Source organism: Nocardiopsis sp. CNZ308 (genome assembly GCF_004217075.1).
The window spans coordinates 3,357,852-3,384,629 of record NZ_SHKJ01000001.1 but is presented as its reverse complement, the minus strand read 5'-3'; the positions used below and the strand labels follow the sequence as shown (position 1 = coordinate 3,384,629).

Genomic DNA, 26,778 nt, shown 5'->3' with positions numbered 1-26,778 from the left:
CGGCCGTCGGCGGGACCGGCGGCGCTCCCGCCCCGGCGGTCCGCGCGCGTCAGGCCTCGGCCTCCAGCTTGGCGATGCGGTTGTCGTACATCTTGATGAACTCGGGGCGGCTCTGGTGGGCGACCTCGTAGGCGCGCAGGTCGCGGACCTGCTCGATGGTGAGCTTGCGCAGGCGGGCGCGGACCGAGGGCAGGGTGAGCTCGTCGTAGGTGGGCACGGCGAGGTCCTCCAGGGAGGGGGCGGCGCCCTTGCGCACCCTCTCCAGGATCTCGTCGCTGCTGACCTTGGTGTGCGCCTCGGCGGCGGCGATCTCCTCAGCGATGGCGGCGCCCTCCTCGGGGACGTCCGCGGTGGCGGGGGTGGCGGGCCCGGTCCGCTCCTCCCGGCCGTTTCCGGCCTCCCCGGCTGCGGCCGGCTCGGCGGCCTCGGGGGCGGCGGGGGCCTTCGCGGGCTTCTTCTTGGCGGCGGTCCTCTTCTTCGCCGGGGCCTTCTCCTGCGCGGCGGGCTCCGCGGGCTCGTCCTGAGCGGCGGTCGCGGGCTCCTGGGTCTCCGCCTTCGCGGGCTCCTGCTCCGCGGCGGGCTCGGCGGCCTCGGCCTTCTCGGCCTCGACGGGCTCGGCCGAGGCGGGCTCCTCGGTCTTCGGCGCGGCCTGCGGCCCGTCGGCGCCCTCCGCCTCGTGCGCCCCGGCCTCGGTGCTCTTCTCCGCGGACGGCCGGGCCTGGTCCGTGCCGCGCGCGGTCACGTCCTCGGTCTCCGCGGTCGCGGGGGCGGGGGACTGGGCGGTCCCGGTCGCCTCCTGGGCCGCGGGCTCGGGCGCGGCCGCCGTTTCCTTGCGCCCGAAGATGCCCTTGACCAGGGCGACCAGCTTCGTGGCGAGCGTCGGGTTCGACATAGGACGGGGGCTCCTGGTGGTCTCGGCGAGTGGGGTGAGCGGCGCGCGAACAGCCGACCGGCAGGGCCGAGGTGAGGGCGAACCGCCTGCAATGCGTGTGATGGTGAACCAGGATAGAGGAGGGATGAACACCATGAGCAGGGGAGAAGTGAACGATTTCGCCACTTCGAGGCGCAACCGGATGCGCCCCGTTGCGATACCGTCACCTTGGCACCGGTCGCACGTCGAAGCGGCCTGTTCAGTGCCCTCTCCCACACCCGGGTCGCACGCCGCCCAAGCCACCTAGGATGTAACACATGACTGCGATGACGACTGCCACGAACCAACGCCGTGTGCTCCTCGCCAATCCCCGGGGCTACTGCGCCGGTGTCGACCGCGCTGTCATCACCGTCGAGAAGGCCCTGGAGCAGTACGGCGCGCCGATCTACGTGCGCAAGCAGATCGTGCACAACACCCACGTGGTGCGCACCCTGGAGGAGCGCGGCGCGATCTTCGTCGAGGAGACCGAGGAGGTGCCCGAGGGGGCCATCGTGGTCTTCTCCGCGCACGGCGTCTCCCCGGCCGTGCACGAGGAGGCGCACAGGCGCAGCCTCAAGACCATCGACGCCACCTGCCCGCTCGTCACCAAGGTCCACAAGGAGGCCAAGCGCTTCGCGGCCGAGGACCGGGACATCATCCTCATCGGCCACATCGGCCATGAGGAGGTCGAGGGCACCAGCGGTGAGGCCCCCGAGCACATCCAGATCGTCGAGAGCCCGGACGAGGTGCACAAGGTCCAGGTGCGCAACCCGGACAACGTGTCGTGGCTCTCCCAGACGACCCTGTCGGTGGACGAGACCACCCAGACGGTGGACGCCCTGCGCGAGCGGTTCCCGAACCTGCTCGACCCGCCCAGCGACGACATCTGCTACGCCACCTCCAACCGCCAGGACGCGGTCAAGGCGATGGCGCCCGAGTGCGAGCTGGTCATCGTGGTCGGCTCCGACAACTCGTCGAACTCGGTCCGCCTGGTGGAGGTGGCCCTGGACGCGGGCGCCGACGCCGCCCACCTGATCGACAACGCCTCGCTGATGGACGACTCCTGGCTGGAGGGCGTGACCACGGTCGGCGTGACCAGCGGCGCCTCCGTGCCGGACATCCTGGTGCGCGAGCTGCTCGACAAGCTGGCCGGGCACGGCTACGGCACGGTCACCCCGGTGACCACCGCCGACGAGACGCTGACCTTCTCGCTGCCCAAGGAACTGCGCCGCGACCTGCGCGCCGAGTAGCGCACAGGCCCCCGCACCCCGGGAGCGCACACAGCCGGTACACGAGGCGCCCGGTCGGAGGAACCGACCGGGCGCCTCGTCGTGCGGGGCGGGAGAGGGCCCGGCGCGCCCGCGGGTACTCCCCCGGGCCCGGTCGGCCCCGCGGGGCGGCGTCCGCCTCCGCGCACCCGCGCCGGTGGACCCGGTCGGGTCGCGGTGGAGGCCCCGCCCGGAAGTCCCCGCTCAGGCGCCGTCCGCGGACCCCTCGCCGCCGTCGGCGTCGGTCTCCAGGCCCTCGGCCAGGCGGGTCAGCTCGTCCATGTCGGCGGGGCCGGACACGACCAGGGTCACGCCCTCCTCGCGCAGGACCAGGGCGTTCTCGTCCTGGGAGGCGTGGTGCTCCCACTCGCGGCCGTCGACCGGGACCGTACCGACCCGCTCGGCGCCCGGGACCCTCTCCGCGAGGACGGCGCCGGGGTCGGCGTCGCTCTGGGTCACCATGGCGTGGCTGTCCTCGGCCGTGGCGAATCCCACGCTCCACTGGACCGGTCCGGACACGTCCACCGTGGAGCTGGTGGGCGTCCACCCCTCCTGCTCCAACTCGGCGGAGGGCACCGTCACCGGGTAGTCCGCCGCGTCGCGCAGGACGTCGGCGTCGGGCCGGTACTCCACCGACGGAATGCTCTCGCCCGAGCGCGTGGAGACCACGAACGCCATGATCAGGACGATGCCGACGATGATCCCGAGGGAGATGGCGTAGTTCTTGAAGGTCGCGCTGGACCGGCTGTACTCACTCATGACGTCTCCAGCTTGCCCCAGGTCCGGGGCCCCGCGGACCCGGGGTGCGCTTAGCGCCGGGGTTCGAGCTGGGTGAGCAGTCCGGTGATGTCGTCGGCGAGTCGGCGGGCCTCGGCGTCCTCGCGCCGGACCACCTCGGCCACGGCCAGCAGCATCGCGCCGCTCACGACGATGAGCAGGGCCTCGTCCACGGGCTCGTCGGCCTTGCGGAACAGCGCCACGTTGCGGTCGGTCCACTGGGTGAGCCGGGTCCGCAGCTGGTAGTCGAACCCGGGAGGGCCGTCACCGCTGAAGAACAGCCGTGTGGTCTCCCTCTCCTCGATGCACCCCAGCAGGTAGGCGCGGGCGGCGATGTTCATCAGCCGCGTGGGGTCCTTCTCCCCCTCGGAGCGGGCCCGCACGACCGCCTGGTGGGTGCGGTCCTGCTGGCGCTGCTGGAACTCCTCGTACAGGGCGAGGTAGAGGTCGGCCTTGCCGCTGAAGTGGTGGTACAGGCTGCCGACGCTGGCCCCGGCCGCGGCGACGACCTCGCTCACCCCGGCCTTGGCGAAGCCCACCGTGCGAAAGACCTGGGAGGCCGCCTTGAGCAGGGCGCCGCGGGTGGCCGCGCCGCGCGGGGAGACCCTCGCGGGCCTGTCCGTCTTGTCCACTGTCACGCCTCACTCCAGTCCGGGTCACGCCAGAGTAGTCCGTCCCCGTCCACCCGGGACCGCCCCGAGGGGGACCCGTGGCCCCGCGGGTGTCACGTCGGGTGACTACCCTAAGACCTGCCCCCGACCTGTTCTCCCGATGGAAGGTGTGTCCATGTCGCAGTCCAGCAGCCCGCACAAGGCCCCGGATCGCAACCTCGCGCTGGAGCTGGTGCGCGTCACCGAGACCGCGGCGCTCGCCGCGGCCCGCTGGGTGGGCAAGGGTGACAAGATCGGGGCGGACGGCGCTGCGGTGCGCGGCATGCGGCACATGATCAGCACCGTGTCCATGAACGGGACCGTGGTGATCGGCGAGGGCGAGAAGGACAACGCCCCGATGCTCTACAACGGCGAGCGGGTCGGCGACGGCGGCGGCCAGGACTGGGACGTGGCGGTCGACCCGATCGACGGCACCACCCTGACCGCCATGGGCATGCCCAACGCCGTGTCGGTGATCGCGATGAGTCCGCGCAACACCATGTTCGACCCCTCCGCGGTGTTCTACATGGAGAAGCTCGCCACGGGCCCCGAGGCCGCCGACGTGGTGGATATCGCCGCTCCCGTGGCCGACAACGTCCGGGCCGTGGCCCGCGCCAAGGGCAAGTCGCCGCAGGACGTGACCGTCGTCATCCTGGACCGCCCCCGCCACAAGCAGATCGTGCAGGACGTGCGCGACGCGGGCGCCCGGATCAAGTTCATCAGCGACGGCGACGTGGCCGGAGCGATCATGGCGGCCCGCGCGGGGACCGGTGTGGACCTGCTGCTGGGCATCGGCGGCACCCCCGAGGGCATCATCACCGCGTGCGCGATGAAGTGCCTGGACGGCGTCATCCAGGGCCGTCTGTGGCCCAAGGACGAGGAGGAGCGCCGCAAGGCGCTCGACGCCGGGCACGACCTGGACCGTGTGCTGCGCACCGACGACCTCGTCTCGTCCGACGACGTGTTCTTCGCCGCGACCGGCATCACCGACGGGGAGCTGGTCGGCGGCGTCCGTTACGAGTCCGCGCGGGTCGTCACCGACTCCCTGGTCATGCGCGGCCGCAGCGGCACCGTCCGCCAGGTGCTCAGCGAGCACCGCCTGGGCAAGCTGGCCTCCTACAGCGGCGTCGACCTGACCTCGGCCCCCTACCGGGGCGAGGAGCCCGAGTCGGTCTAGGGCTGTCACACCCCCACCGGAAAACCTCCGCGAAAGCTCCACCCCGGTGTCCCGTCCCGGCCGGTACGGGACACCGGGCCCCTTCCCCACCGGCCGACCGAAAAAGGCACGGGACGCGAACCACACCGGGTCGACGCGGCATCAGACCCGGCGTTGGTTGCGCGGTGCACGCGCCGAGGAATTCCCCGCCGGAGGTTTGATGTCCTACCCCGATCCCCCACAGCAGCCCCAGTGGCAGCCTCAGCCGCCCGGGCAGGGTTACCCTCCGCCCCAGGCTCCCGGCCAGCACCCCGCGGGCTTCGGCGCGGGCGCGCCCGGCGGTCCGCCGCCCGCGGGCCCCTTCCCCGGGGGCCAGTACTCCGGCGGTCAGGTGCCGCCGCCTTCCGGCGGCGGCCGCAACAGGCGCTGGCTGATCCCGGCCGCCGCGGGCACCGCCCTCCTCCTCATGGGCGGCACGGTGTGGGCCACCGTCTCGCTGGTCAGCTTCGGCGGCCCCCAGCCCGAGGACGTGCTCCCGGGCAGCGCGCTCGCCTTCGGCAAGATCGACCTGTCCATCGACGGCTCCCAGGCCATGGAGCTGTTGCGGTTCGTGGACCAGCTCCCCGACGAGGTCACCGCCGAGATGGACGAGCCCGACGGCGACATGACGGGGCTGGTCGCCGAGGGTTTCGTGGCCGCCTTCCCCGAGGCGCGGCAGTCCGAGGTCGAGGAGTGGATCGGCCAGCGCGTGGGCTTCGCGATGTGGCCCGCCAGCGGTGAGGCCGAGCTGGGCGAGGGCGCCGGTGTGGCCGGGGCGTTCGCGCTCGCGGTGGAGGACGAGCGGCTCGCCCAGGAGGACCTGGAGCGGCTCAGCGGAGAGTACGACGACCTCTACTTCGAGGTGATCAACGACTTCGCTCTCCTCACCACCTCCGACGCGGCGCTGGCCGACCTGCACGCGCAGGTGGAGGAGCACGGCCCCCTGGCCGACGACGACACCTTCTCCGGTGACATGGCCGAGGTTCCCGGCGGCAGCCTGGCCGCGGCGTGGTCGGACCTCGCGGGCCTGATGGAGGTCGAGGAGTTCGCCCGGGAGTTCGAGGCCGACCTGGCGGCCGAGACCGGTGAGCTGAGCGGCCGGATGACCGCGTCCCTGCGGGTGGACGGCGAGTACCTGGAGGCGCGCACGGACATCTTCGGCCTCACGGTGGACGGCACCGACCTGGCGTGGCTGGCCGAGACGCCGGGGGCGAGCGTGGCGGCGATGGAGTCGCTGCCCGAGAGCACGGTCATGGCCCTGGGCGCCAGCGGCCTGGACACGGCGCTGGCCGACGCCTACGAGAGCGACTCGATCCCGTTCATGACGAGCAGCGGCCAGATGCAGGAGATGGAGCGCCAGTTCAACTCGATGGGCGCACCGCTGCCGGAGGGGTTCACCCAGCTGCTGGGCTCCTCGACCGCGTTCGGTGTCACCGACATGAACCTGGAGGGCTTCTTCGGGTCCTCCTACAGCGGCGGCGGGGAGGTGTCCTTCCAGTACCGCGCGGTGGGCGGTGACGAGCAGATCCTGGGCGACTTCGTCGAGAGCGCGGTCGTCGACTCCTACAGCACCCCGCCGGGGGTGAGCACCGACGGCGACGCCGTGGTGGTGTCCCAGGGCAGCAGCGCCACCGGGCGCCTGGGCGACGATCCGGTCTTCCAGCAGACCATGCAGGAGATGGACTCGGCGGTGATGGCCGGGTACATGGACCTGCGCCAGGTGCTGACCGAGAGTGAGGTGGAGGCCCCCGGCCAGTGGGGCGCCGTGGGCCTGGCGTTGAGCGTCACCGAGGAGGGACAGCGCAGCAGCGTGGAGCTGCGCTGGTCGCCCAGCGGCGGCGAGTAGACGCGGGAGGCGTGAGCGCGCGGACGGCGCGGGGGGCGGTGTCCCCCCGCGCCGTCCGCGTGTGCGCGGGGGGTTTCAGCCGACCACGCGTCGTCTCATCCGGGCGCACGCCAGGAACCACATGAGGACCACGAACACCAGCAGCACTCCGAGGTGGAACAGCGCCGCTCCGACCCCGAGGTCGCCGAAGACCACCCCGCGGATCAGCTCGACCGAGTGGTAGAGCGGGTTGGCCATGGCCGCGTTCCGCACCCAGTCGGGCAGCTCGGTGAGCGGGAAGAACGTGCCCGCCACCAGGAACAGCGGGGTGAACAGGCCGCTGAACACGTAGTCCATGGACCGCACCGAGTTGATCAGGGCGGAGATCCAGATCCCGAAGAGCGCGAAGGCGAACCCGGACAGGAAGGCGATGAGCGGCACGAGCAGCAGGCCGGGGCCGGGGCGCAGCCCGAAGCCGACCGCGACCAGCAGCGGGACGCACCCGTACACGCCCGAGCGCATCGCCAGCCACAGCGCCTCGCCGGTGACGAGTTCGCGCACGTCCACGGGGGCGGCGAGGATGCCCTCGTAGGTGTGCAGAAAGCGACGCTTGATGAAGGTGTTGATGACCCCGGGCATCATCGACTGGAACAGCACCGACACCGCCACGATGCCGGTGCCGAGGAAGTCGATGTAGCTGTACCCGGCGAGGGTGCCGATGAGGGCGCCCATGCCGAAGCCGAAGCAGAGCAGGTAGAGGGTGGGCTCGACCACGGCCGCGAAGGTGGTCGCCCGCCAGGACTGGCCGTACAGGATCCACTCCCGGGCGACGACGCCCATCACCGCGTCGGCCTCCAGCCGGCCGGGGCGGGCGTGGATCTCGGGCCGGGCGTCCTCCCGGGCCTGCCGCGTCTGGACCGTCATTCGACACTCTCCCCGGTCAGGGTCACGAAAACGTCCTCCAGGGTGCTCACCCGGCGCAGTGGCGCGCCCAGCCGGTCGCGCAGGGAATCAGGCAGCTCCTCGGCGCGCAGGACCGACACGGTGGTGCCGGTGCGCCGGGTGGTGAAGCCGTGGCCGTGGACGAGGCGTTCGAGTCCGTCGGCGCCCTCCTCGCCCGGGGTGTACTCCTCCACGGCGGTCCCCGCGTACTGGGCGACGAGGTCGGCGGGGGCGCCGCGCTCGACGATCCTGCCCGCGGCCATGAGCGCCACCTCGTCGGAGAGGCGTTCGGCCTCCTCGATGTAGTGGGTGGACATCAGCACGGTGACGCCCTCGGCGCGCAGCGCGGAGATGACGCTCCACAGGTCCTGGCGCACCTGCGGGTCCAGGCCCACGGTGGGCTCGTCCATGAGGACGAGTTCGGGCCGGTGCAGCAGGGCGCGGACGATGAGCAGGCGGCGGCGCATGCCCCCGGACAGGTCGTCGACGAGGGTCGCGCCCCGGTCGGCGAGCTGGGCCAGCCGCATGGTCCGGGCGATGGCCTCGCGGCGCCGGCGGCGCGGCACCCGGTAGAGGTAGGAGAACATCCGCAGGTTCTGCTCGACGGTGAGCTCCTCGTCGAGGTTGTCGTGCTGGGGCACGACGCCCATGCGGGCCCGGGCCCACTTGGACTCGTCGGGGATGGCGTGGCCGAGGATACGGATCTCGCCCTCGTCGGCGAGGGACTGGGCGGTGAGCATCTTCATGGTCGTGGACTTGCCCGCGCCGTTCGGTCCGAGCAGGCCCAGGACGACGCCCTGCGGGACCTCCAGGTCGAGCCCGTCGACGGCGGTGAGCGAACCGAAGCGCTTGACGACCCCCCGGAGCTGTAGGGCGGGGACGACCGGTGTGTCACCGGCGTCCATGGTCGCGCTCCCGGACGGACGGCGACCGGGCACAGGTGTGGTCATGACCACAACCGTAGACAGCGGGGGCGCCGGATTTCCAGCGGGTTTCCGCGGCTGTGGAAACACTCCCGCCGCGCCGTGCGCGGCCGCGGTGCGGCGGGCCGTGCCCTCCCCGCCGGGCGGTGCGACCGGCGGAAAAACCCGTTGTCCCGGCCGGGGCGCCCGCCTACGATCGTCCTCCGGACCCGTAGGAACGAGAATCCGGAGGACGACTCCGGACGGAGAAGGGTGAGTATGCCCCAGAACGCGCCGAGCGCGCCTCACAGTCACGCGTGCCACCGCCGTACCCGGGCCCCGGGTACCTGAGGCGGCCACGCCCCTTCGTCGAGAAGCGCTCGGCCTGCTCCCTGCTGCCTGTCACCGTTTTCCCAGCAAGGAGTACCTTCCGGGTGTCCACCACCGATTCCTCCGGCCGCTCCGGCCACCGCTCCGCCACCCGCACCGCCGCCTTCGCCTGCGTGCGCTGCGGCCTGTCCGTGTCCCGCCTCGGTCCCGGCGGGGAACCGCGCGACCACTGCCCGAGCTGTCTGAGCTCCCGCCACGTCCTGGACCGGGCCGGGGGCGGCGCCTCCGACTGCGGCGGGCGCATGGCCCCGATCTCGGTCGCGGTCCCGCGCGGCGGCGCCTGGACGCTCATCCACCGCTGCGGCGTGTGCGACGAGATGTCCGAAAGCGCCGTCTCACCGGACGACAACCACCTCGTCCTCATGCGGATCGCGGTCCGGCCGCTGGCCGAACCGCCCTTCCCGCTCGACCTGTTCGGGGAGGTGTGAGCGTGGGCCGACGCAACACCCGTGTCACCAGGCGTCCCCAGCGCCCCAAGACCGTGCTGCACGCCCACGGCGAGGCGGGTGGCGCGGGCTCGTTCCGCTGTGTGCGGTGCCGTCTGGAGATCCCGGCCCGCGCGCCGGGGACGGCCCACCGCAACCACTGCCCGCACTGCCTGACCAGCCTGCACGTGGACCTGCGGGTCCCCGGCGACCGCGCGTCCGGCTGCCGGGGCGCGATGGACCCGCTGAGCATGGCGGCGCGACCGGACGGGGAGTGGATGATCGTCCACCGCTGCGTGCGGTGCGGTGAACTCGGCTCCAACCGCGTGGCGGGCGACGACAACGCCCGCGCGCTGGTCAGGGTGGCGGTCCGGCCGCTGGCCGCCGCCTCCGACGCGGTCGCTCGGCGGGCGCTGATGGACCTGTGACGGCGGACGGGGCGGGGGCCGCAGGGCTCTCCGCCCCGCCCGGGGCCGGGGCGCCGCGCCTCCCGGCCGGGGTCCGCCCGTGACCCCGGGCGAGCGGACGCGGAGCGCTTCCCCGGACGCGCCGACGCGCGGTGCTCCCCGGGCAGGCGGCCGGCCCGGGGTTTCGCCTAGTGTGGGCGGTGTGAGTGAGGAAGTGTCCCCCGATCGGCTCCGCGCCTCCAACACCGACCGCGAACGGGTCCTGCGGGTCCTGCGCGAGGCCGCCGCCGACGGCCGCCTGGACCTGGAGGAGTTCGAGGAGCGCTCCTCCCTCGCGCACGAGGCCCGGACCCTGGGCGAGCTGCCCGGGATCACCGCCGACCTCCTCCCCGCCGAGCAGCAGCCCATCCGCCTGGACCGCCAGCCCGTCCTGGGCCTGTTCGGCAGGGCCGAGCGCAGGGGCCGCTGGGTGGCTTATCCCGACGAGCTGGCCGTGGCGCTGGTCGGCAGGGTCGAGGTGGACATGCGCGAGGCGCTCCTGATGCACAACCACCACCGCATGACCGTGACCGCCGTCCTGGGCCGCGTGGAGATCGCCGTCCCCGAGGGCGTCGAGGTGCGGATGACCGGCTGGTCGTTCCTGGGCAGGCGCACCACGACCGCGCGCCGCTCCGAGCTGTCCCATCCCCCCGTGCTGGAGATCGACGGGTTCTCCCTGTTCGGCGTGGTGCGCGTGCGCGCCCCCAGGAGGCGCCGCCTCCTGGGCTGGCGCCGCCGCGATCGCCGACGCGGTATCGGGGCCTGACCGCGCCGACCTGCGGGGACCGCCGACCGGGCGCGGGGGGCGGCGACGGTGTCAACATGACGCGCGCAACACCGCCAACCCCGGGTGAGGTGGCGGTGTGCTCCGGTGCGTCTGGCAATCTGGGGCTCACAGGTTTTCCCAGGGAGAGTTGGGTTGCAATGAGCGAGTTCCGTATCGAGCACGACTCGATGGGTGAGGTCAGGGTTCCGGCCGAGGCCAAGTGGAGGGCCCAGACGCAGCGTGCCGTCGAGAACTTCCCGATCTCCGGCCAGGGCCTGGAGGGCGCGCACATCGCCGCCCTCGGCCAGATCAAGGCCGCCGCGGCCAAGGTCAACGCCGAGCTCGGCGTCATCAGCGACGACCTGGGCAAGGCGATCCGGGAGGCCGCCCTGGAGGTCGCCGAGGGCAAGTGGAACGACGAGTTCCCGATCGACGTCTTCCAGACCGGCTCGGGCACCTCCAGCAACATGAACACCAACGAGGTCGTGGCGACGCTGGCCACCGAGCGCCTCGGGGCCCCGGTGCACCCCAACGACCACGTCAACGCGTCGCAGTCCTCCAACGACGTCTTCCCCTCCTCCATCCACATCGCCGCCACCTCCGCCGTCCAGAACGACCTGGTCCCGGCGCTGCGGCACCTGGAGGAGGCGCTCAGCGCCAAGGCGACCGAGTTCGCCTCCGTGGTCAAGAGCGGCCGCACCCACCTCATGGACGCCACCCCGGTCACCCTGGGCCAGGAGTTCGCCGGGTACGCCGCCCAGGTGCGCTACGGCGTGGAGCGCCTGGAGGCCGTCCTGCCGCGCGTGGCCGAGCTGCCGCTGGGCGGCACCGCCGTGGGCACCGGCATCAACACCCCCGAGGGCTTCTCCGCCCGGGTCATCGCCGAGATCGCCGAGCACACCGGCCTGCCGCTGACCGAGGCCCGCGACCACTTCGAGGCGCAGGGCGCCCGCGACGGCCTGGTCGAGCTGTCCGGCCAGCTGCGGACCATCGCGGTCGGCTTCGCCAAGATCGCCAACGACATCCGCTGGATGGGCTCGGGCCCGACCACGGGCCTGGGCGAGATCCTCCTGCCCGACCTCCAGCCCGGTTCCTCGATCATGCCGGGCAAGGTCAACCCGGTCCTGTGCGAGGCCGTGCTCCAGGTGACCTCGCAGGTCGTCGGCAACGACGCCGCGGTGGCCTTCGGCGGCGCGAGCGGCAACTTCGAGCTGAACGTGCAGCTGCCGATGATCGCCCGCAACGTGCTGGAGTCGATCCGCCTGCTCTCCAACGTCTCGCGCGTGTTCGCGGACCGCTGCGTGTCCGGCATCGAGGCCAACGTCGAGCAGTGCCGCGTCTACGCCGAGTCCTCGCCGTCGATCGTGACCCCGCTCAACCGCTACATCGGCTACGAGGAGGCCTCCAAGGTCGCCAAGCAGTCGCTGAAGGAGAAGAAGACCATCCGCGAGGTGGTCATCGAGCGCGGATACGTCGAGGACGGCAAGCTCACCGAGGCGCAGCTGGACGAGGCCCTCGACGTGCTGCGGATGACCAACTCCCAGTAGTCCGGACCCGTTCCGCCACGGGGCGCCCCGCGTGCGGGGTGCCCCTTCCGCGCGCCGGACGGGGTGGTCGTGTGTCGGGCGGGGCGCACGGTGCGCAGGGGTCGCGGTTGTGTCTCACCCGGCCGCGAAGGGCCCGGACCAGGAACCTTCCGAGCGCGGGAGGCGTCCGACACTCTTGAACAGAGCACCTTGGAAGCCCGCCTTCGAGAGGGCAGTACATGTCGAGCAACAGCGGCAGTGAACGCATCGTCGCGGACCGCTACGTCCTGCGCCGTGAACTCGGCCGCGGCGGTATGGGGGTGGTCTGGCAGGCCTTCGACCCGACGCTGGACCGCGACGTCGCGATCAAGCAGGTGCTGCTTCCCGACCACTTCACCGACTCCGAGCGCGCGGACGCCCACGGCCGGGTCCGGCGCGAGGCGCGCTCCGCCGCGCGGATCAGCCACCCCACGGTGATCACCATCCACGACGTCTTCGAGTACGACGGCAACCCGTGGGTGGTCATGGAGCTGGTCGAGGGCGGGTCCCTCCAGGACCGGCTCGACGAGCGGGGCGCCCTGCCTCCGGACGAGGTCGCGGAGATCGCCGGGTCGCTGCTGCGCGCCGTGCGGGCCGCGAACGCGGCCGGGGTCCTGCACCGCGACATCAAGCCGGGCAACATCATGACGTCCCTGGACGGCCGGGTGATCCTCACCGACTTCGGCATCGCGACGATGGAGGGCGGGCCGAGCATCACCCGCACCGGCGCGCTGATCGGCTCCCCCGAGTACATGCCGCCCGAGCGGCTGGCGGGCGGCCCGGCCGAGCACCGGGGCGACCTGTGGAGCATCGGCGTGACCCTGTTCGCGGCGGTCGAGGGCACCTCCCCGTTCCGCCGCGACAGCATCACCGCGGCGATCGCGGCGGTGATGTCCGCGCCGCTGCCGCCGATAACGCGCGCCGGGTGGCTGGAGCCGGTCATCTCCGGTCTGCTGGAGCGCGACCCGGACCGCAGGCTGAGCGCGGACGAGGCGCTGGCGCTGCTGCGCGGGCGCGGCGGGCCGAACGCGGGAGGCGACGACAGCGGCGGCTTCGGCGCGGCGGGTGCCGTGGGAGCCGCGGGGGCGGGCGCGTTCGCGGACGGTAGTACCCCGGCCTTCGGCAGCGGCCCGCACACGACCCCCGGCGTCAGCGGTCGGCAGAGCCCCCACCACGCGCAGAGCGGTGGCCACCCCGGCACGGGGCCGCGGGGCGGCTACCCCCACACGCGGACCCCGCTGCCGCAGGGCCCGATGACGGGGCCGCGTCCGCCGCGGGGCGGACCGTCCGTCCCGGTGACGGCCGCGACACCCTTCGCGCACGGGCACCACACGGTCCACCAGCACCGGCCGCCGCACTCCGCGGGAGGCGGTCACGGCGGCACGGGCCGTGGCCCGGGCGGCCCCGGGGGCCCCGGTGTCCCGCTCCACTCGGGCGGCCACGGCGGCGCGCGTCCGGGCTCGGGGAACACCAGGCTCCTCGTCGGCGTGGGCGCCGCGGTGGTGGTCCTGGCGCTGATCGGCGGCGTGGCCGTGGTCGGTGCCACCCTGTTCGCCGGCGCCGAGACCGAGGGCGGCGCCTCCGAGGAACTGTCGGCCTCCGAGAGCGCGCGGCAGCCGGCGGAGCCCTCCGCCTCCGTCGGCGGGGACGAGGCCGGTGTCGGCAACGGCGGCGGTGAGGGCCGGGGCGAGGTCGGCCAGACCGGCGGCGGGGACGAGGACGGGGAGCCGCCGTCCTACGACGAGCTGGAGACCTTCCGGTCGCAGTGGTTCCACGTGGACTACCCGGCCGGGTGGCAGGTGGACGACAGTGAGATCGAGAACACGCTGGCGGTGTTCGTCGCGCCGGGCAGCGACCACCAGGTGTGGGTGACCGGCTGGACCGAGCGGGAGTTCACCGGGACGAGCGCCGAGTACCTGGAGGACACCAACGGCGGGACGAAGGTCGAGGGTGACGTCACCACCGGCTACACGCAGCTGGAGCTGGAGGAGTCCGACGACGGCGACTTCGAGGAGGGCTGGGACGTCGCCCTGGTGGAGTCCGACTTCGTCAACGAGACCTGGGCGAGCCGGGAACGGCGCTTCTGGGCCTACGCGATCAGCACCCGGCACGAGGGCGACCGGGTGTTCTACCTGGTCAGCGTGAACGTTCCGCGCGAGGACGCCGACTACTACGACGACCTGCACGAGGACGTCATGGAGACGTTCGACCCGCGGTTGTGAGCGCGCCGCCCGCCGACCTCGGCGGGCCCGACACGACGGGGGCCGTTCCGGAGGGGAACGGCCCCCGCGCCTCGCGTGCGCACCGGAGACGGCGCCCGCTGACGGGGGCGCCCCGGCGGGTCAGTACCAGCCGACGGACTGGGAGTGGGCCCAGGCCTCACAGGGAGTGCCGTAGCGGCCCTTGATGTAGTCGATGCCCCAGGCGATCTGCGTGGCCGGGTTGGTCTGCCAGTCGTCGCCGTGGGTGGCCATCTTGTCGCCCGGCAGCGACTGGGGGATGCCGTAGGCGCCCGAACTGGGGTTCTGCGCGCTGGGGTTCCAGTTGCTCTCCTTCTGCCACAGGGGCTCGAGGCAGTCGTGGAATTCGCTGGCGGCCCAGCCCTGGTCGGTGACCATCTGGAGGGCGATGCCCTTGGGGTCGCCGGTGAAGACGGGAGTCTCCTCCTCCTCTTCCTCTTCTTCCTCCTCCTCGATGTCGCTTCCCTCGACCTGGGCCCTCAGGACCCCTTCGGTGAGGGCCGCGTCACGCTGCTCCTGAGCCTGACTGCGCAGGGTCTGGAGTTCTTCCTGGGACAACTGCTCGGAGAAGAACGGCTCCTCCCCGGCTTCGGTGTCGGCGGCGGGTTCCTCGGTCTCCGGAATGGCGGCGCTGGCCACAGTGTCCGGATCGAGCTCGTCATCCGCGAACGCGGTGACGGCGAAGGTCGCACCCGCGACGAGAGTCGCCGCACCGACCGCCGCTGTACTACGCAGCGACATTCGGTTGATTAGCACGATTGCCTTTCCCAAGAGGGGGTTATTGGCAGGGAAAGCCCTATTAATACCAGTTGTTGGCCTGGGAGTGGGACCAAGCGCCGCAGGGGTTGCCGTAGCGGTCCTTGATGTAGTCGAGGCCCCAGGCGATCTGCGTGGCCGGGTTGGTTCGCCAGTCGGAGCCGTGGGAGGCCATCTTGTCGCCCGGCAGCGACTGGGGGATGCCGTAGGCGCCCGAACTGGGGTTCTCGGCCGTGTGGTTCCAGTTGCTCTCCTTCTCCCACAGCGGTTCCAGGCAGTCGTGGAACTCGCTGGCGGCCCAGCCCTCGTCCAGGACCATCTGGAGGGCGGTTTCCCTGGGGTCGCCGGAGGGGGCCGACCCGGAGGATCCGCCGGAGGAGTCGGAGCCGCCGGAGGAGTCGGCCTCGGGCTCCTCCTCGGGTTCGGGCTCGGGTTCGGCGATGTCGCTGGCCGTCCCGCTGTCGGCGCGGACGGCCCCGTCGACGGCCGCCCTGGCCTGCTCCATGCTCTCCTCGCGCTGGGTCCGGCGCTCCTGGTCGCTCTGCCCGGACTGCGCGGCGAAGAAGTCCTCGGGCCGGTCGGACCCGCCGTCGCCGCCCGCCGCCGCCCGCTGGTCGGGGACCACCGCGGCGGAGGCGAGCTGGCCCGGGTCGGCCGCGTCGCTCTGGGCGAACGCGGCGACCGAGAAGGTGCCGCCGGCGACGATGGTCGCGGCGCCGACGGCGCCGGCATGTCGCAGTGAGATGAGGTTGAGTAGCAAAATCGCCCTTTCGCGTAGACGCACACGCGCCCCGCGGGGTCCGCGTGTGTGAGAGTTCGCCGCCGCTGACCACGTGGCCCGGGGTGTCGCGCGCGAGGGAAGGGGTAGCCGTTCGACCGACCGCGGCGCGGGTTCCCACGTGGGAGGGGATGTTCGTGCAGCGGGTTCAGCCTGCATCATCGTCACGATGAAGTAACGCCAGATTTACTATGCCTTGGATCACATCACGGAATGCATCCGCGATGCGGTGCTTTGACCTGCACGTAGATACGCACAGTCAAGAGGGAGTCAAGCCCTCCCGGCACTGTGGCGGGGGTCTCCACGTCCGCCGAAGGGAGACGGGGGTCACCGGGAACGGTGTTCCTGAGTACCCGTACGGATGTGCGCGGGCGGCTCCGGGGGCCAGGATGGCGCCATGAACGTCCACGGATCCCCGCCGTCCCCCGCGGGCCCACGGCTCAGCTGCCCGGACTGCCGCGCCCCGCTTGCCGCTCGGCCCCGCTCCTGCCAGCGGTGCGGGCTCCTGCTCGTCGGCGCCACCGCCCAGCGCCTGTGGCACATCGACACCGAGATCGCGCTGCTCGACAGCCGTGAACGGCACCTGCGCGAGGAGCGCGCCGCCGTCGTGGCACTGCTGCGCGAGGAGTCGGGCCGAGGCGCGTCCCCGGGCGGAGCCGGGGCCGTTCCCGAATCCGCCGACGGGGAGCTGCCGTGGGTTCCGGGGCCGCAGGGACGGCCGCCGGAGCCCGCGCGGGTACCCGGACAGGCGCCCGGTGCCGCGCCGGAACCGGCCGTCCTGCCCGGTGACGCGCCCCCCGGCGGGCACGGAGCCCACGCGCACGGGCGGGTCCCGTACCCGTCGGCGCACGGGCAGGCCGGACGGGCGCCCGGGGAGGTCACCCGCCGCTCGGCGCAGAACGTCATCCTCGGGCTGGGCGGCGTGCTCGTCGGCATCGCGGCCCTGGTCTTCGCCATCTGGACGTGGAGCGACATGGGCACCGGCGCCCGCGCCGGGGTCCTCGGCCTCACCACGGCGGCCTTCGCCGCCCTGGCCCTGCCCCTGCACCGGCGCGGTCTCAGGGCGACCGCGGAGACCTTCGGCTGCCTGGCCGCCGCGCTGCTGTGCGTCGACGCCCTCGCGCTGTGGCTGCTGACGTCGGAGCGCCTCGGGAGCGGGCCCGGCTACACCGCGACCGCGCTGCTCGTCATCGGCGCGCTGCTGGCGTCCTATCCGCTGCTCGTGCCGCTGCGGACGCCGCGCGTCCTGGCCGTCCTGCTCCTGCAACCGGTGCCCGTCCTGCTGCTGGCGGCGTCCGGCTCCCCCGGCCTCTGGCCCTGGGCGCTGCCCGTCCTGGCCGCGACCGGACTCGCCGACCTGCTCCTGGCGCTCTGGTTCGGACGGCCCCGCGCGGGCGTCCCCGTGCGCGCCCTCCGGGTCAGCGCGGCCGTGCTGTGGGTGCTGACCACGGTTGTGGCGCTGCTGTACACGGTCTTCGTCCTGGCCGCCTCCGCCGCGGGCGCCGATCACGTCGGAGCCCGGTGGTTCGTGGCCGCGGTCCTGCTGCTGTCGGGCGTGACCGGTCTGCTGTTGGCCCGAGGCCCGCTGCGCCACGTCCCGGAGGGCCCCGGTCCCGTGGGCGCCGTGAGCGGTGCCGCTGGCCCGGGCGCCCCGGGCGGTACCGGCGCGTCCAGGGTCCCCGCGGCCATCGCCCTGCTGGTCCTGGGGGCGGCCCCGCTGGTCGCCGGACCCGCGCACCTGCCCGCGCTGCCCAGGGCGCCCCTGCCCCCGTGGAACGGCGGCCCCCCGAGCGCACCGGTGTCCGGCGTGCTGGGCCTGCCGACGACGACCGCCCCGGACGCGGGGTTCCACCTGATCGCCGTGCTCGTCTGCGCCGTGCTGTCCCTGGGCGCGGTGTTCCTGCTGCGCCGCCGAGCGCTGGTGCCCGCCGCCGCCCTGGCCGCTCCCCCGGCGCTGCTGACGGTCGTGCACCTGCTGGACCCGCCGCACGCGGTGGCCGTGGTCTGCGCCCTCCTGGTCGGCGCCGCGCTGGTCCTGGCCACGGCCCTGGTACCGCGTCGGCCCGGCGCCTGGGTGCCCGCGCTCACCGGAACCCTGACCCTGATCACCGGCGGCCTGTGGTCGCTCCCGGACCGGTACACCTCCCTGACCGCCCTCGTGTTGGTGGAGGCGACCGTCCTGGTCGCGCTACTGCTGTACGCCCGGTCCGGCCGCCCCGCGGCGCTCCACGCGACGGGCCTGCTCCTGTGGGCGCTGGCCCTGCTGACCGGTGCCTTCTTCGGGCTCGGCCTCGTGATCTCGGACACCGTGCCGCCTCCGGCGTGGTGGCTGCTGGCCGCCTGCGCGCTGCTGGCCGGGGCGAACGCGGTGGTATTCGGTCGGATCCCCCTCCCGCGGGCGGACGGTGCCGGGGGCGACCCCCGGCCGGTGTTCACCGTGGTGGGCCTGCTCCTGCTCTCGTCCGCCCCGCTGCTGGTCGGGCGGGGGCACGGTCCCGGCCTGCCGCTGCTGTCCGGCGCGTACGGGCCGTGGACGGCGCCCGTGCGGGCGCTGGGCGACCCCGCCTACTCCGTCCTGGGGCTGCACCGCGTGGCGGGCCCGGCGGAGGCCGTCGGCACGGCGGCCGGAATGCTGCTGGCCGGTGCGGCGGCGGTGGCCCTGGTCGCCCTGCTCGACCGCGGACGGACGGCGGCAGCCGCGGTCCTCGCCGCGCCGCCCGCGCTCGTCGCGCTGCCCCTGGTCCTGGACGCGCCGTTCCTCGGCGCGCTGCTGTGGGTGTTCGCGGTGGGTTCGGCCCTGGCGCTGTGGTCGGCGCTGACCCGGGACGGGCGGCTCGGCTGGCTGGCGGGGCTGACCGGCCTCCTCACCCTGCTGCTCGGCACGGGCTGGGCGCTGGTCCAGGAGCACGCGACCACGGGCGCCCTGATGGGTGCCGCGGTGGTCGCCGCGGTGGTCGCGGCCCTGGCCCGGACCGCCGTCGCGGCGGTCGGCGCCACGGCGGTGGCGACGGCGGCGACGGGCGGGTTCGCGCTGGCCCTGCCCCTGCTGCTGGGGGCTCCGGTGGAGTACGCGGCGATGGCTCCGATCGCGATGGTCGCCGCGGTGGCCGTGGCCGCGCCGCGCCTGCGCGGACCGCTCGTACCGGCGACGGAGGTCCCCGCGTGGGTGTGGGCGGCGGTCTCGCTGGGCGTCACCGCGGCGGCGGGGGCGCGGTTGGAACTGGTCGCGCTGGCGCTGGCCGTGGTCGGGGTCGTCGCGCTGGCGACCGCCGCGCGGCCCGGGCGGCGCTGGTTCGCGCTGGCGGGCGCGCTGCTGATGCTGGCGGCGCTGTGGACGGTGCTCTCCGCGTGGGACGTGGCCGTGCCCGAGGCGTACACGGTGCCGCCCGCCCTCGCGGCGCTGGCCGTGGGCTGGGAGTGGAGCCGCAGGGCGGCCGAACCGCCGTCGAGCTGGGCCGCCCACGGCGGCGGCCTGGCGCTGCTGTTCCTGCCCACCGTCGTCTTGGTGCTGGCGGAGGACGGCATGGTGTGGCGGGTGCCCGCCGTGCTCGTGCTGGGCCTCGCGGTGACCGTGTGGGGGTTGCGTCGGCGGCTCCAGGCGGCCCTGGTGACGGGCGGGCTGGTGCTGGTGGCCACCTCGCTGCGGGCGTTCGGGCCGCCCCTGTGGGACCTGACCCGGCTGGTGCCGAACTGGGTGCCGTTCGCCGTCGCGGGTGTGCTGCTGCTGGTGATCGGCGCCCGCTACGAGGCCAACCTGGAACGGGTGCGGCGCCTGGGCCGCCTGGTGGCGGGGATGCGCTGAGAAGCCCGGTCACGCGCCCGGGGGCGCGGGCCGGAAGCCGCCGGGGGCTCCACGGGGGCGGCGGGCCCGTCAGACCGACGGGCCCGCCGCGGTAGCGCGTCAGTTCTCCAGCATCTCCGTGACCAGGGCGGCGATCGGCGACCGCTCGGACCGGGTCAGGGTGACGTGCGCGAACAGGGGGTGGCCCTTGAGCTTCTCGATCACCGCGACCACGCCGTCGTGGCGGCCCACGCGCAGGTTGTCGCGCTGGGCGATGTCGTGGGTGAGCACCACCCGCGAGTTCTGGCCGAGGCGGGAGAGCACCGTGAGCAGGACGTTGCGCTCCAGGGACTGGGCCTCGTCCACGATCACGAACGCGTCGTGCAGCGACCGGCCGCGGATGTGGGTGAGCGGGAGGACCTCCAGCATCCCCCGGTCCACGATCTCCTCGATGACCTCCTCGCTGGTCACCGCGGACAGGGTGTCGTGCACCGCCTGGCCCCACGGGGTCATCTTGTCGTTCTCGGTCCCGGGCAGGTAGCCCAGTTCCTGGCCGCCGACCGCGTACAGCGGCCGGAACACCATCACCTTGCGGTGCTGGCGGCGCTCCAGGACGGCCTCCAGACCGGCGCACAGCGCCAGCGCCGACTTTCCGGTGCCCGCGCGCCCACCCAGGGAGACGATGCCCACCTCGGGGTCGGTGAGCAGGTCCAGGGCGACGCGCTGCTCGGCGCTGCGGCCGTGCAGGCCGAACACGTCGCGGTCTCCGCGCACCAGCTTCACCGACTTGTCGGGCTGGACCCGGCCGAGCGCCTTGCCGCGCTCGGAGACCAGCACCAGCCCGGTGTGGCAGGGGAGATCGCGGGCCGCGTCGATGTCGCTCTCGCCGCTGGTGAACAGTTCGCCGATCTGGTGCGCGGGCACGTCCAGCTCGGCCATGCCCGTCCAGCCGTGCTCGATGGCCAGTTCGGCCCGGTACTCGTCGGCGGCCAGCCCGATGGAGGACGCCTTGATCCGCATCGGGAGGTCCTTGCTCACCAGCACGACGTCCCCGCCCTCCTCCTGGAGGTTGCGGGCCACCGTGAGGATCCGGGTGTCGTTGTCGCCGAGCCGGAAGCCCGCCGGCAGGATCTGCGGATCGCTGTGGTTGAGTTCCACCCGCAGCGTGCCGCCGACGTCGTTCACCGGTACCGGGGCGTCCAGACGGCCGTGGGCGACCCGCAGGTCGTCCAGGCGGCGCAACGCGTGACGAGCGAAGTACCCGAGCTCGGGGTGGTGACGCTTGCTCTCCAGTTCGGTGATCACCACCACGGGGATGACGACCTCGTGCTCGGCGAACCGGCTCAGAGCGGCCGGGTCGGCGAGCAGGACACTGGTGTCGAGCACATAGACGCGTCCGTCCTGGCCTACCTCCGTACGGGGGTCGGGGGACTGGGTGTCACGGCGATCGGTCGAGGAACTAGCCACTCGTTCTCCCCTTGGGCACCGCTGGGGCGCCCTACTGTCACGGGATCATGGAGGACCGGGACCTGGCCCGCGAGGGCCGGGTCCGGCCCTCCTCGTTGACGTTCCGCGATGGCGGAGGAGATCAATGAGACGGGGCCTCCCGAACGGGTGGACGAACGCCACCCGCTACTTCCGACGCTACGCGTCCGTGCTCCCGTTTCCAAGGGACCTCTCCCTCCGCGCGGTGAACTCCGCGTTAAGGGGTCGGGCTTCGGGGGATCAGGATCCGTAGCGGCGGTTGCGCGCGCCGTACGAGCGCAGTGCACGCAGGAAGTCCACCCTGCGGAAGGCAGGCCAGTAGACCTCGCAGAAGTAGAACTCCGAGTGCACGCTCTGCCACAGCATGAAGCCGGACAGGCGCTGCTCCCCCGACGTGCGGATGAGCAGGTCGGGGTCGGGCTGACCGCGCGTGTAGAGATGCCGTGCGATGTCCTCGATGTCCAGGCGCTCGGCAAGCTCCTGGATACCGGTGCCCTTGGCCGCCTCCGCTTGGAGGAGGGACCGAACCGCATCAGCGATCTCACGTCTACCTCCATACCCGACGGCGACGTTGACAACCAGCCCGGGGTTGCCGGATGTGGCCGTCTCCGCCTCCTTGAGCGCCTGGGCGGTGGACGCGGGCAGGATGTCGAGGGCCCCCACGGGGCGCGTGTTCCACCCCTCCTCGCGCAGCCGGGCGATGGTCTGCTCGATGATGCGCACCAGCGGGCCCAGCTCGGACTCGTCCCGGCTGAGGTTGTCGGTGGACAGCATCCAGAGTGTGACCACCTGCACGCCGACCTCGTCGCACCAGCGCAGCAGTTCGAAGATCTTGTTCGCGCCCGCCTGGTGGCCCTGCTCGGCCGCGCCGAGCCCGCTCACCTTGGCCCAGCGGCGGTTGCCGTCCATGGCGACACCGACGTGGCGGGGGATCTCCTGACTGGTCAGCCGACGCTCCAGGCGCCGCTCGTAGAGCCAGTACAGGGGGTCACGAAGCCCCATTGGCGAAACCTCTCAGAGCTGGATCTGGAACAGCACACCGTTGGAAAGGATGTGCCGACGGGGATGTCTCCAGCGTAGTTCGCCCGAAGGGGGCTACGTCACGGCCAGGGACTTGCGCACGTGCTTGCGCCCCTGGTGGATGCGGGACTTGACCGTGCCCAGGGCCAGGTTGAGCTCGGAGGCGATCTCGTTGTAGTCCATCTGGCACAGGTCGCGCAGGACCAGGGGGGCCACCAGGTTGGGGCGGTCCTTCTCCAACTGGTCGAGGGCCTCCAGCAGGTCGATGCGGGAACCGGCGATGACGCTGGTGGTGCGGGGGTCGCTCTGGTGGGGCATGCGCTCGGCCTCGGTGGGGAACTCCGCCGAGCGCCGCTTCATGGAGCGGTAGGTCTGCCGGGCGGAGTTGGACACCACCGTGTACAGCCAGGTGGTGAACAGGGAGTCGCCCTTGAAGCTGTCGATCTTGCGCGCCACGCGCAGCAGCGCGTCCTGGCACGCCTCCTCGGCGTCCTGCCGGTAGGGCAGGAAGCGGGAGCAGCGGCGCAGCACCTCGGGCTGGATCCGCCGGAGCAGGTCGTCCAGGGCCATGGCGTCTCCGGCCTTGGCCCGGCGCGCGAGGTCCTCCAGCTCCTCGTCGACGTTGCTCGCCACCCGGCGCCGCGGCGCGGGGCTTTCCTCGTGGTCTGCGTGGTCACTACTGCGCATGTCTGGTCTCTCCCTGACTGACGGCAGACATCCGGCCGTCCGCTGCGGACGCGGGTGCGCCCCTTGCGTTCGAGGGTCACACGTCACCGGGACGTCTACGTCCCCGGTCCGGATCCGCACTCGTGAAAAATCGTCGCCTTCGCCGCCGCGCACGGCGCGGAGCCCGTCGGGCCCCTCCAGTCTCCACGTCCGGAGGGGATCGGCGCCACCCGGAGAGGGGATCATATCGGCGGGAGGCAATGTGAAGGTACAGATGGTGTATTAGTGGGCAACGACCGCGTGTTCACCCCTGACAGACCGAGGCGGAGATGAGCCAACCTGAGGCCTTCGGGCGCTACCGCGTCATCCGGCGCCTTGGGTCGGGTTCCTTCGCCACGGTCTGGTTGGCGCAGGACGACCTGCTGAACTACTCGGTGGCCATCAAGGTACTCGCCGAGAACTGGGCGCACCAGATGGACATCCAGCACCGCTTCCTGGAGGAGGCGCGCATCCTGCGCCAGACCGACTCCACCTGGCTGGTGGCGGTGCACGACGTGGACGTGCTCCCGGACGGTCGGCCCTACATGGTGATGACCTACGCCGACCAGGGCAGCGTCGCCGACCTCATCCACCGGGGCACACTGCCCCTGGACGAGGCCCTGCGGCTGCTCACCGAGATCGGCCAGGGCATCACGGTGCTGCACAACCACGGCACGATCCACCGCGACATCAAGCCGTCCAACGTGCTGCTCCAGTCCTCACCCGTGGGGCAGCGGGTGCTGGTGGCGGACCTGGGGTTCGCCAAGTCGATCGACGAGGCGTCGGGGTTCACCGCGGCGGCCGGGACCCCCGGCTACATGTCCCCCGAGCAGAGCATCCCCGGCGGTGACCTGGACGTCCGGTCGGACGTGTACTCGCTGGGCGCGGTGGCCTACGAGCTCATCACCGGCCGTCCGCCCTCGCGTCCGCCGGTGAAGGTGGCTCCTGGCCAGATCCGGCCAGGTCTGCCCCCCGCGCTCGACGAACTCATCCTGTCGGCACTTTCGGTGGACCGGGAAAGCCGTCCGGCGGACGCCAAAACCTTCACCGACCGGGTCAGAACCATCCGTATGGCGCCCGACCTGCCCAAGGCGGCCGTGCCGTGGTGGCAGCGGCTGCGCATGCCGTGGCGGCGGGCGGCGGCCCTGGCGGGGGCGCTGGTGCTGGCGGGCGCCAGCCTCCCGGGGTCCCTGGGCAGGCCGGGGGTGTCCCTGACCACCGTGCACGACGCAGCGCAGGGCGTCTACCTGGAGGTGCCGTCAGTGTGGGCCCACGAGATCCACACCGCCCAGGAGGCCCTCCCCGCGGCGGCCGAGGCCGGCGCGGGTCCGGGCCTGCTGGTGGCGACCGACGCCGAGGACTGGGACTCCACCCAGGAGACGGCCTACGGTGTGTACGCGACCGTGGTGCGCGGCCCCGCCGACCTGAGCGGGATCGCCGGCGCCCAGCCGTGCGGAGACCCTCCCGAGGAGCGGCCGCTGGACACCGGGGAATGGGAGGGCACGGTGTGGGACTGGCCCGAGTGCCACGGCAACGGGTCGCTGAGCAGCGCCGCCGTGCACGAGCCGGGCGAGCCCACGACCGTGTACATGGAGATCCGCCAGCCGGGCTACCGGCCCGACCTGGTGGACCGGATCATCGCCGGTACGCACCTGGGGTAGGCCCCGGCGACGCGTCAGGCCAGCAGCTGCTCCCGCAGGTCCTCGGGCGAGGTGACCGGGAGCTTGCAGACGAAGCCCTCGCACACGTAGGCGGTCGGTCGCCCGCCCACCGGGGCGCGGTCGCGCAGCAGCGGCACCCCGCCGTCGTCGCGGCCGTCGCCGCGCGAGAGCACGGTGCCCAGCGGTGCCCAGACCAGCGCGGTCCGCACCAGCTCCGCGGTCCCCGGGTCGTCGGGATCGCCCACCACCGCCACGGCGCGCGGCCCGGTCAGGAGGGCCTCGCCGGTGGCCAGGCCCCATCCGGCGAACCGGGCGGCCTTCTCCGCCAGCACCGCCACCGGGGACAGCGCCTCCTCGGCGGCCGTGCGGTGGCGCTCGGATCCGGTCAGCGCGGCGTAGGAGAGCAGCGCTGACGCCGCCGCCGACCGGCCGGACGGCGTGACGTTGTCGGTGGGGTCCTGGGGCCGGTTGAAGAGGCGCTCGGCGTCGTCGGCGGTGTCGTAGAACCCGCCGGAGCCGTCGCCGAAGCGCTCCAGGACGGTGTCCAGCAGGCGCCCGGCCTCGTGCGCGTAGCGCACCTCCCCGGTCGCACCGTGCAGGACGAGCAGCCCCTCGGCGACGTCGGCGTAGTCCTCCAGCACCCCGGCGCTGGTGCCCGCGCGCCCGTCCCGGGAGGTGCGGACCAGGCGCCCGTCCCGCAGGTGCACGCGCAGCAGCAGGTCCGCGGCCGCGCGGGCGGCCTCCACCAGGTCGGACCGCTCCAGCAGCACCCCCGCCTCGGCCAGCGCGGCGACCGCCAGGCCGTTCCAGGCGGCCACCACCTTGTCGTCGCGCGCGGGGGCGACCCGTTCGGCGCGGGCCGCCAGCAGGGCCTCACGGATCCGCTGGTAGCGCCAGGCGTCGGCGGGCGGGGCGGGAAGCTGGAGCACGGAGGCGCCGCGCTCGAAGGTGCCCTCCTCGGTCACGCCGAACACCTCGGCGGCGAAGGCGGCGTCCTCCTCGCCCAGGACCTCCCGCAGCTGGGCGGGCGTCCACACGTAGTAGGTGCCCTCCTCGCCCTCGCTGTCGGCGTCCAGCGCCGAGGCGAACCCGCCCTCGGGCGTGCGCAGGTCGCGCAGCATCCAGTCGGCGGTCTCCCCGGCGACCCGGCGCAGCAGGGCGTGGGTGGCGGCGTCGGAGACCCCCGGCCCCGAGGGGCGGCGGCCCATCCGGGCGTAGGCGCGCAGCAGCAGAGCGTTGTCGTACAGCATCTTCTCGAAGTGCGGCACGGTCCACTCGCGGTCCACCGAGTAGCGGGCGAAACCGCCGCCGAGCTGGTCGTACATGCCGCCCTGCGCCATGGCCAGGGCGGTGCCGCTGGCCATGAGCCAGGCGGGCGTGGACTCGTCCGCGCTCTGCAGGGGCCGGGTGCGCTCGTCCTGGGCGGTGAGGAAGGAGAGCAGCATCGAGGGCGGGAACTTGGGCGCGGTGCCGAAACCGCCGTGGGCGCTGTCGTAGTCGCGCACCAGCGCGCGGACGGCCAGGTCGAGCCGGTCCGCGGAGGGCGGTGGCGCGGCGGCCAGGGTGCGCGGGCCGCTGAGCGCCTCCACCACGCGCGCGCCCTGGCCGACCAGTTCGGTGCGCTGGTCCCGCCAGGCGTCGGCCACGCCCCGCAGCAGGCGCTGGAAGTGCTCGCGCGGGAAGTAGGTGCCGCAGTAGAACGGGGCGCCGTCGGGGGTGGCGAACACGGTCATGGGCCAGCCTCCCTGGCCGGTCATGGCCTGGGTCGCCTCCATGTACACGGCGTCGACGTCGGGGCGCTCCTCGCGGTCCACCTTGACGTTGACGAACAGGCTGTTCATCAGGGCCGCGGTCGCCTCGTCCTCGAAGGACTCGTGGGCCATCACGTGGCACCAGTGGCAGGCGGCGTAGCCGACGGAGACAAGGAGGGGCACGTCGCGCCGACGCGCCTCGGCCAGGGCCTCCTCACCCCAGGGCCACCACTCCACGGGGTTGTCGGCGTGCTGCAACAGGTACGGGCTGGTCGCGTCGCTCAGGCGGTTGGACATGCCCCCAACTCTGCCATCCGGGGCGGCGGGGCGTCGCGCACCCGCCGGAGCGGGGCCCACGGCACGCCAGCCGGTCGGGCGCCCGTGAACTCCGCCCCCGGGGCGGTGGGGGTGTCGCGCACCCGCCGGAGCGGGACGGGGACCACCGCCCGGGGGAGGCCGGGTGTCCGTCCGGCGGGCGCGGGAGCGGCCCGGGAGCGACCCGGAGCCTTCGGGCCGAGCGGTGGGCCCGGGCGGTGCGCC

21 protein-coding genes are annotated in these 26,778 nt (G+C 73.2%); 10 read left to right on the top strand and 11 right to left on the bottom strand.

Annotated features, from left to right (window positions below; genetic code table 11):
• Positions 1–49: 49 nt before the first annotated feature.
• Complete coding sequence (locus EV372_RS14820) at positions 50–892, bottom strand: DUF8129 domain-containing protein (RefSeq protein WP_130396451.1); 843 nt, start codon at positions 890–892, stop codon at positions 50–52.
• A gap of 296 nt (positions 893–1,188) precedes the next feature.
• Here EV372_RS14820 and EV372_RS14815 point away from each other — a divergent pair, with 296 nt between their 5' ends.
• A complete protein-coding gene (locus tag EV372_RS14815) occupies positions 1,189–2,160 on the top strand; it encodes a 4-hydroxy-3-methylbut-2-enyl diphosphate reductase (RefSeq protein ID WP_174546873.1) in 972 nt (323 codons plus the stop codon).
• 222 nt (positions 2,161–2,382) lie between these two features.
• Here EV372_RS14815 and EV372_RS14810 read toward each other — a convergent pair whose 3' ends face one another.
• Together EV372_RS14810 and EV372_RS14805 are read right to left on the bottom strand one after the other, a co-directional pair.
• Positions 2,383–2,937 (bottom strand): DUF4245 domain-containing protein, encoded by a 555-nt coding sequence (locus tag EV372_RS14810; RefSeq protein WP_130396450.1) that lies wholly within the window; start codon positions 2,935–2,937, stop codon positions 2,383–2,385.
• A gap of 50 nt (positions 2,938–2,987) precedes the next feature.
• Positions 2,988–3,587, bottom strand: coding sequence for a TetR/AcrR family transcriptional regulator (locus EV372_RS14805; RefSeq protein ID WP_130398932.1), 600 nt, complete (start codon positions 3,585–3,587; stop codon positions 2,988–2,990).
• A gap of 154 nt (positions 3,588–3,741) precedes the next feature.
• Between EV372_RS14805 and glpX the strand changes: the two genes are divergently transcribed.
• Together glpX and EV372_RS14795 are read left to right on the top strand one after the other, a co-directional pair.
• Positions 3,742–4,782, top strand: a complete 1,041-nt coding sequence (glpX, locus tag EV372_RS14800) for a class II fructose-bisphosphatase (RefSeq protein ID WP_013151171.1) — start codon at positions 3,742–3,744, stop codon at positions 4,780–4,782.
• A 199-nt stretch (positions 4,783–4,981) separates the two neighbouring features.
• Entirely contained in the window at positions 4,982–6,646 is a 1,665-nt protein-coding gene (locus EV372_RS14795; protein WP_130396449.1) for a hypothetical protein, read from the top strand.
• Between the two features lie 75 nt (positions 6,647–6,721).
• On the opposite strand, the gene EV372_RS14790 is transcribed toward EV372_RS14795, so the two are convergent.
• Both EV372_RS14790 and EV372_RS14785 read right to left on the bottom strand, forming a co-directional pair.
• A complete protein-coding gene (locus EV372_RS14790) occupies positions 6,722–7,549 on the bottom strand; it encodes an ABC transporter permease (RefSeq protein ID WP_130396448.1) in 828 nt (275 codons plus the stop codon).
• Positions 7,546–8,472: an ABC transporter ATP-binding protein gene (locus EV372_RS14785; RefSeq protein ID WP_130398931.1), complete on the bottom strand. Its 927-nt coding sequence runs from the start codon at positions 8,470–8,472 to the stop codon at positions 7,546–7,548. Before EV372_RS14785 ends, EV372_RS14790 begins: the two co-directional genes overlap by 4 nt.
• A 431-nt stretch (positions 8,473–8,903) precedes the next feature.
• On the opposite strand from EV372_RS14785, the gene EV372_RS14780 reads away from it, so the two are divergent.
• From EV372_RS14780 to EV372_RS14760, 5 genes are all read left to right on the top strand, one after another.
• Positions 8,904–9,287, top strand: coding sequence for an RNHCP domain-containing protein (locus EV372_RS14780; RefSeq protein ID WP_130396447.1), 384 nt, complete (start codon positions 8,904–8,906; stop codon positions 9,285–9,287).
• Positions 9,284–9,712, top strand: coding sequence for an RNHCP domain-containing protein (locus tag EV372_RS14775; RefSeq protein ID WP_130396446.1), 429 nt, complete (start codon positions 9,284–9,286; stop codon positions 9,710–9,712). The genes EV372_RS14780 and EV372_RS14775 overlap by 4 nt, the downstream gene beginning before the upstream one ends.
• Positions 9,713–9,905: 193 nt before the next feature.
• Positions 9,906–10,496 carry a DUF1707 SHOCT-like domain-containing protein gene (locus EV372_RS14770; protein ID WP_130398930.1) on the top strand — a complete coding sequence of 197 codons (591 nt, stop codon included), beginning with the start codon at positions 9,906–9,908 and terminating at the stop codon, positions 10,494–10,496.
• A gap of 158 nt (positions 10,497–10,654) precedes the next feature.
• A complete protein-coding gene (locus EV372_RS14765; protein ID WP_130396445.1) occupies positions 10,655–12,043 on the top strand; it encodes a class II fumarate hydratase in 1,389 nt (462 codons plus the stop codon).
• Positions 12,044–12,261: 218 nt separating this feature from the next.
• Entirely contained in the window at positions 12,262–14,283 is a 2,022-nt protein-coding gene (locus tag EV372_RS14760) for a serine/threonine-protein kinase (protein WP_130396444.1), read from the top strand.
• Positions 14,284–14,403: 120 nt separating this feature from the next.
• Here the strand turns inward: EV372_RS14760 and EV372_RS14755 are convergent, their stop codons facing one another.
• Both EV372_RS14755 and EV372_RS14750 read right to left on the bottom strand, forming a co-directional pair.
• Positions 14,404–15,042 (bottom strand): aggregation-promoting factor C-terminal-like domain-containing protein, encoded by a 639-nt coding sequence (locus tag EV372_RS14755; RefSeq protein ID WP_197044423.1) that lies wholly within the window; start codon positions 15,040–15,042, stop codon positions 14,404–14,406.
• Between the two features lie 58 nt (positions 15,043–15,100).
• Positions 15,101–15,817, bottom strand: coding sequence for an aggregation-promoting factor C-terminal-like domain-containing protein (locus tag EV372_RS14750; protein WP_130396442.1), 717 nt, complete (start codon positions 15,815–15,817; stop codon positions 15,101–15,103).
• Positions 15,818–16,232: 415 nt separating this feature from the next.
• On the opposite strand from EV372_RS14750, the gene EV372_RS14745 reads away from it, so the two are divergent.
• The gene (locus EV372_RS14745) at positions 16,233–19,637 is read left to right on the top strand and encodes an SCO7613 C-terminal domain-containing membrane protein (protein WP_130396441.1); all 3,405 of its coding nucleotides are present in this window, start codon (positions 16,233–16,235) and stop codon (positions 19,635–19,637) included.
• A gap of 99 nt (positions 19,638–19,736) precedes the next feature.
• On the opposite strand, the gene phoH2 is transcribed toward EV372_RS14745, so the two are convergent.
• The 3 genes from phoH2 to EV372_RS14730 form a co-directional block, all read right to left on the bottom strand.
• Positions 19,737–21,002, bottom strand: coding sequence for an RNA 5'-3' helicase PhoH2 (phoH2, locus tag EV372_RS14740; protein ID WP_130396440.1), 1,266 nt, complete (start codon positions 21,000–21,002; stop codon positions 19,737–19,739).
• 339 nt (positions 21,003–21,341) lie between these two features.
• A complete protein-coding gene (locus EV372_RS14735) occupies positions 21,342–22,103 on the bottom strand; it encodes an isoprenyl transferase (protein WP_013151159.1) in 762 nt (253 codons plus the stop codon).
• 93 nt (positions 22,104–22,196) lie between these two features.
• A complete protein-coding gene (locus EV372_RS14730) occupies positions 22,197–22,808 on the bottom strand; it encodes an RNA polymerase sigma factor (protein ID WP_013151158.1) in 612 nt (203 codons plus the stop codon).
• Between the two features lie 308 nt (positions 22,809–23,116).
• On the opposite strand from EV372_RS14730, the gene EV372_RS14725 reads away from it, so the two are divergent.
• Positions 23,117–24,487, top strand: coding sequence for a serine/threonine-protein kinase (locus EV372_RS14725; protein ID WP_130396439.1), 1,371 nt, complete (start codon positions 23,117–23,119; stop codon positions 24,485–24,487).
• Between the two features lie 14 nt (positions 24,488–24,501).
• Here the strand turns inward: EV372_RS14725 and EV372_RS14720 are convergent, their stop codons facing one another.
• Entirely contained in the window at positions 24,502–26,535 is a 2,034-nt protein-coding gene (locus tag EV372_RS14720) for a thioredoxin domain-containing protein (protein WP_130396438.1), read from the bottom strand.
• Positions 26,536–26,778 lie beyond the last annotated feature (243 nt).